Consider the following 6000-nt stretch of genomic DNA (forward strand, 5'->3'; position numbering starts at 1 on the left):
TATGCCTTTCTGATATTTATTATCACGTAACAATCTTTCATCCCCTCATCTGCTTACGTCAGGATATTGCAGCGCAAACGATCCGGCGTAGTAGTATGACGACGAGTCCGGGTCGCCACTTTTAGACCAAGGAACGCCCATGGAACAACGCCGAATTGAAGGCAAAAGCCACTGGTATCATGAGACGCAATCCAGCACGTATCCGCAAGATGTTCTGCCGCTGGTCCCGGAAGCCGCTCATGTCGACGACAGTTTTTTACTGGATCTGGCATTACCTGATGACGCTCTTTCGCCCTTTCAATCCTGGTTAACCCCTGCCCGTAAACTTGCCCAGACGCTCTTCCCGGCTCATGTAAACCTGAATCAGATGCATACGTTCAGTGCCTATGAACGAATGAGTACAGCCCTGACCGTCGCTCAGGTGTATGGTGTGCAGCGATTATGTAATCACTATGCCGCGCGTTTAACACCGCTTCCCGGTCCGGACTCCTCGCGGGAAAGTAACCATCGACTGGCACAAATCACCCAATATGCTCGCCAACTTGCCAGCTCTCCTGCCGTGATAGGCGAACGCGACCGTCAGCATCTGGAGGCGGTCGGACTGACCACCAGCGATAATATTCTGATGAATCAAATCATCGGCTTCGTCGGATTTCAGGCCCGAACCGTGGCCCTGTTTCAGGCCTGGTCTGGTCATCCGGTACGCCGAATACCGGGGCTGGATATTCAGCAATTTGCTCACGCTTCGTTATTTAACGCCACAAAGACAACCTGGCATGCTGCACCATTCCCGATCGAAAAATATCCCCCCCATGATGAGAACGCTGCCAGAGGATATCCCGATGAACTGCGAGCGTTGGTGCCATTATTGATACATTCACCGGTCATTTTAGATTTACTCACGACGCTGATTTCCAGTGCCCGGCGCAGCGCTGTATCAGTACAGGCATTTTCACTGGCAGCGCTGATGACGTCACGAATTAACGGCAGCGTGGCCTGCTTTAACGAGCAGGCGTATACAGCAAATGAATTAGTCGACGTTATCGCCCTGCTTCGCCTGGATGAACGTGAATTACAACGTTGGGAACAACGACATCCGGTTGAGCGCGTTACCCTACAGGCGGTACAATGGCTGACCCGGGCGCCCGACCGCTTTAGCACCGCACTGTTAACGTCTTTGTTCGATCAGGGAATCTCTTCAGAGCAGGCCATTAACCTGCTAGCCTGGAGTGGATTGTGCGGATGGTTGAATCGCTTGAAAATCGCGCTGGGCGACACTGATTAACCGATCCACTTACTGAAAGAGCGCTTGCTGCCACTGGCAGAATCGCGTAAAACTGTCAGCCGCTCTTTTAGCCACGAAAATAGACAATTATGCTTCAGGACAACCCGCTGCTAGCGCAGCTTAAACAGCAACTACATTCCCAGACGCCACGTGCTGAAGGGGTGGTAAAAGCCACGGAAAAAGGCTTTGGCTTCCTGGAAGTCGATGCACAAAAAAGCTATTTCATTCCACCGCCGCAGATGAAAAAAGTGATGCATGGCGACCGCATTGTTGCGGTTATCCATACAGAAAAAGATCGTGAGTCTGCAGAGCCGGAAGAACTGATCGAACCCTTCCTGACGCGCTTCGTGGGTAAAGTTCAGGGCAAAAATGATCGTCTGTCCATCGTGCCGGATCATCCGTTACTGAAAGATGCTATTCCATGTCGTGCCACCCGCGGCGTTGAACATGAATTTAAAGAAGGCGACTGGGCGGTTGCAGAAATGCGCCGTCATCCGCTGAAAGGCGATCGCACCTTCTACGCCGAGTTAACCCAATTTATCACTTTTGCTGATGACCACTTTGTCCCGTGGTGGGTCACACTGGCACGCCATAATCTGGAAAAAGAAGCACCGGACGGCGTAGCAACCGAAATGCTGGACGAAGGCCTGATTCGTGAAGATTTAACCGCCCTCAATTTCGTCACCATCGACAGCGCCAGCACCGAAGATATGGACGATGCGCTGTATGCTGAAGAACAAGCTGACGGCACGCTACAATTAACCGTCGCCATTGCCGACCCAACAGCCTGGATTGCAGAAGGCAGTAAGCTGGATAAAACGGCAAAAATTCGCGCGTTCACCAATTATTTACCGGGGTTCAATATCCCGATGTTGCCACGTGAATTGTCTGACGATCTCTGCTCTCTGCGCGCGAACGAAGTGCGCCCGGTTTTAGCTTGTCGTATGAGCATTACCGCCGATGGCACGATTGAAGACAACATCACTTTCTTCGCTGCGACAATTGAGTCAAAAGCGAAGCTGGCCTATGACAATGTTTCCGACTGGCTGGAAGGTACAGGCGAGTGGCAACCAGAAAACGACGCGATTGCGGAACAGATCCGTCTGCTGCATCGTATTTGCCTGAGCCGAGGAGAGTGGCGTCATAACCACGCGCTGGTCTTTAAAGATCGCCCGGATTACCGTTTCGTTCTCGGTGAAAAAGGTGAAGTACTGGACATCGTCGCTGAGCCACGCCGCATCGCAAACCGTATCGTGGAAGAATCCATGATTGCGGCAAATATTTGCGCCGCTCGTGTGCTTCGCGACAAGCTGGGTTTCGGTATTTATAACGTCCATATGGGATTCGACCCGGCCAACGCCGACGCTCTGGCCGCGCTGCTGAAAACCCACGGTATGCACGTCGATGCCGAAGAAGTCCTGACTCTGGAAGGTTTCTGCAAACTGCGCCGCGAACTGGATGCTCAGCCATCCGGCTTCCTCGACAGCCGAATTCGCCGCTTCCAGTCTTACGCTGAAATAAGTATTGAACCAGGTCCACACTTTGGGCTGGGTCTGGAGGCATATGCCACCTGGACTTCCCCAATCCGTAAGTATGGCGATATGATCAACCACCGTCTGCTTAAGGCCGTCATCAAAGGCGAAACCATCGCCCGACCTCAGGATGATACCACCGTGCAAATGGCAGAACGTCGTCGCCTGAACCGGATGGCTGAGCGTGACGTGGGTGACTGGCTATACGCCCGTTTCCTGAGTGATAAAGCCGGTACCGACACCCGCTTTGCGGCCGAGATCATTGACGTCAGCCGCGGTGGCATGCGCGTGCGCTTAGTTGATAATGGCGCTGTTGCATTTATTCCAGCACCGTTCCTGCACGCCGTTCGTGATGAACTGGTATGCAGCCAGGAAAGCGGCACCGTGCAAATTAAAGGTGAAGTTGTTTACAAAGTCACGGATGTGATTGACGTAACTATCGCTGAAGTACGGATGGAAACCCGCAGCGTTATCGCGCGTCCAGCCGCGTAACACGCATAAATCAAGCGACCTTTCTCATTTTTGAAAGGTCGTTTTCTTTTTACCTCCCAAATTTCAACCGCGCACTACACTTCTTTCATCCAGTCAAAAAATTTATTTACCATTTTTCAGTTCCGTTGGCTTTGCTTTTTACGGATTCTGGATTACACATAAATATATAAAAAAAACAATACGTTCAGCCATAATCACCCTGAATGAATCATGGCTACCCATACTTTTGAGGCTCTATGCGCTTTAAACGTAAGCGTACAGCGTGAACCGTCTGGTCATAATCCGAAGCATCCGACAAAGTGGTGTCCACCAAATAAGTAGTGGGAACCAAAGTGTCAGATATGCAGAAAAATGTGACTCCCGGCAGGCGAAAAGGCTGCCCTAATTATTCTCCTGAGTTTAAGCAACAACTCGTTGCTGCCTCCTGCGAACCAGGAACATCCATCTCAAAACTGGCGCTTGAAAATGGCATTAACGCCAATCTGCTGTTCAAATGGCGCCAACAATGGCGCGAGGGAAAGCTGCTATTACCTTCTTCAGAGAACCCGCAGCTACTTCCTGTGACTCTCGATGCCGCTGACGTACAGCCAGAGCCGCCCACTGAGAGCCCGGAAGCCCTCAGTATCAGCTGTGAGATAACGTTCCGGCACGGGACGCTCCGCCTCAACGGCACTGTCAGCGAAAAGTTCCTGGCTCTGCTGATACAGGAGCTGAAGCGATGATCCCGTTACCAACAGGTACCAAAATCTGGCTGGTTGCCGGTACCACTGATATGAGAAATGGCTTCAACGGTCTTGCCGCAAAAGTACAGACGGCGCTGAAAGACGATCCGATGTCCGGCCACGTCTTCATCTTCCGGGGTCGCAGCGGCAACCAGGTCAAACTGCTGTGGTCCACCGGCGACGGGCTGTGCCTGCTGACCAAACGGCTGGAGCGTGGTCGCTTCGCCTGGCCCTCTGCCCGTGATGGCAAAGTGTTCCTGACCCCGGCCCAGCTGGCGATGCTGATGGAAGGCATCGACTGGCGACAACCTAAACGGTTGCTGACATCTCTGACCATGTTGTAGGCCTCTTTATCCTGGTTGTTGCTGAATAAGCCTGGTAAAATACGGGCTTATGAACGACACCTCTTCTGACGAAATCCTTCTGCTGAAACAGCGGCTTGCCGAACAGGAAGCGCTGAACCGCGCCCTGCTGGAAAAGCTGGCCGACCGTGAGCGCGAAATAGACCACCTGCAGGCGCAGCTGGATAAACTCCGCCGGATGAACTTCGGCAGCCGTTCCGAAAAAGTATCCCGTCGTATCGCACAGATGGAAGCTGACCTGAAGGTGCTTCAGAAAGAAAGCGATACGCTGACCGGTCGTGTGGATGACCCGGAAGTGCAGCGCTCGCTGCGTCAGACCCGCACCCGCAGACCGTTCCCCGAATCACTCCCGCGTGATGAAAAGCGTATGCTTCCGGCAGAATCCTGTTGCCCGGAGTGCGGTGGTTCGCTGAGTTACCTGGGTGAAGATGCCGCCGAACAGCTGGAGCTGATGCGCAGCGCCTTCCGGGTTATCCGGACAGTACGTGAAAAACATGCCTGTACTCAGTGCGATGCGATCGTGCAGGCAGCGGCGCCTTCACGGCCCATTGAGCGGGGTATCGCCGGCCCGGGGTTGCTGGCCCGCGTGCTGACCTCAAAGTATGCAGAGCACACACCACTGTACCGCCAGTCTGAAATATACGGCCGCCAGGGCGTGGAACTGAGTCGCTCACTGCTGTCGGGCTGGGTGGATGCATGCTGCCGGCTACTGTCGCCGCTGGAAGAGGCGCTTCAGGACTATGTCCTGATGGGTGGCAAACTCCACGCCGATGACACGCCCGTCCCGGTACTGTTACCAGGTAATAAAAAGACGAAGACCGGGCGGTTGTGGACGTACGTTCGCGACGACCGCAACGCCGGGTCAGCGCTGGCGCCGGCCGTGTGGTTCGCTTACAGCCCGGACAGAAAAGGCATCCATCCGCAGAGCCATCTTGCGGGCTTCAGCGGTGTTCTGCAGGCGGATGCGTACGCCGGGTTCAACGAGCTGTACCGCAATGGACAGATAACTGAAGCAGCCTGCTGGGCTCACGCCCGCCGCAAGATCCATGATGTGCACGTTCGTACTCCATCAGTGCTGACGGAGGAAGCCCTGAAACGGATAGGCGAACTGTATGCTATCGAGGCTGAAATACGGGGAATGCCGGCAGAGCAGCGTCTTGGTGAGCGTCAGCAGAAAGCTAAACCGCGACTGAAATCCCTGGAAAGCTGGCTGCGTGAAAAGATGAAAACGCTGTCGCGACACTCAGAGCTGGCGAAGGCGTTCGCGTACGCACTGAACCAGTGGCCAGCACTGACGTACTATGCAGACGATGGCTGGGCTGAAGCCGATAACAATATCGCTGAAAATGCGCTGCGGACGGTCAGCCTGGGCCGCAAAAACTTCTTGTTCTTCGGCTCTGACCACGGTGGTGAGCGCGGAGCACTGCTGTACAGCCTGATCGGGACGTGCAAACTGAACGGCGTGGAGCCAGAGAGGTATCTCTGTCATGTGCTCAACGTCATAGCTGACTGGCCGGTCAATCAGGTCAGCGAACTGTTACCCTGGCGAATAACCCTGCCAACTGAATAACCCGTTCCCGTCAATACGGTTCTCGCTGTACGCTTAC

The 6000-nt window shown here is 53.9% G+C and carries 5 protein-coding genes; all 5 read left to right on the plus strand.

The genetic code is table 11. The features are described from left to right. The first annotated feature begins 139 nt into the window (after positions 1 to 139). Positions 140 to 1285: a carboxymuconolactone decarboxylase family protein gene (locus OGV85_RS05655; RefSeq protein WP_003843980.1), complete on the plus strand. Its 1146-nt coding sequence runs from the start codon at positions 140 to 142 to the stop codon at positions 1283 to 1285. An 89-nt stretch (positions 1286 to 1374) separates the two neighbouring features. Continuing rightward, entirely contained in the window at positions 1375 to 3309 is a 1935-nt protein-coding gene (locus tag OGV85_RS05660; RefSeq protein WP_061547989.1) for an exoribonuclease II, read from the plus strand. A gap of 341 nt (positions 3310 to 3650) precedes the next feature. Beyond that, positions 3651 to 4031 carry an IS66-like element accessory protein TnpA gene (gene tnpA / locus OGV85_RS05665; protein ID WP_032939119.1) on the plus strand — a complete coding sequence of 127 codons (381 nt, stop codon included), beginning with the start codon at positions 3651 to 3653 and terminating at the stop codon, positions 4029 to 4031. Beyond that, positions 4028 to 4375: an IS66 family insertion sequence element accessory protein TnpB gene (tnpB, locus tag OGV85_RS05670; RefSeq protein ID WP_003843771.1), complete on the plus strand. Its 348-nt coding sequence runs from the start codon at positions 4028 to 4030 to the stop codon at positions 4373 to 4375. Before tnpA ends, tnpB begins: the two co-directional genes overlap by 4 nt. A gap of 49 nt (positions 4376 to 4424) precedes the next feature. Continuing rightward, the gene (gene tnpC / locus OGV85_RS05675; protein ID WP_003843773.1) at positions 4425 to 5963 is read left to right on the plus strand and encodes an IS66 family transposase; all 1539 of its coding nucleotides are present in this window, start codon (positions 4425 to 4427) and stop codon (positions 5961 to 5963) included. The last annotated feature ends 37 nt before the right edge of the window (positions 5964 to 6000 follow it).

The sequence above is a fragment of the Citrobacter sp. Cf132 genome (assembly GCF_030333885.1).
Taxonomy (GTDB): Bacteria; Pseudomonadota; Gammaproteobacteria; order Enterobacterales; family Enterobacteriaceae; genus Citrobacter; species Citrobacter freundii.

Excerpts from the sequence above, each read along its gene's own strand:
- OGV85_RS05655 (WP_003843980.1), top strand. The coding sequence starts at position 140 with ATGGAACAACGCCGAATTGAAGGCAAAAGCCACTGGTATCATGAGACG.
- OGV85_RS05660 (WP_061547989.1), top strand. The coding sequence starts at position 1,375 with ATGCTTCAGGACAACCCGCTGCTAGCGCAGCTTAAACAGCAACTACAT.
- tnpA (WP_032939119.1), top strand. The coding sequence starts at position 3,651 with ATGCAGAAAAATGTGACTCCCGGCAGGCGAAAAGGCTGCCCTAATTAT.
- tnpB (WP_003843771.1), top strand. The coding sequence starts at position 4,028 with ATGATCCCGTTACCAACAGGTACCAAAATCTGGCTGGTTGCCGGTACC.
- tnpC (WP_003843773.1), top strand. The coding sequence starts at position 4,425 with ATGAACGACACCTCTTCTGACGAAATCCTTCTGCTGAAACAGCGGCTT.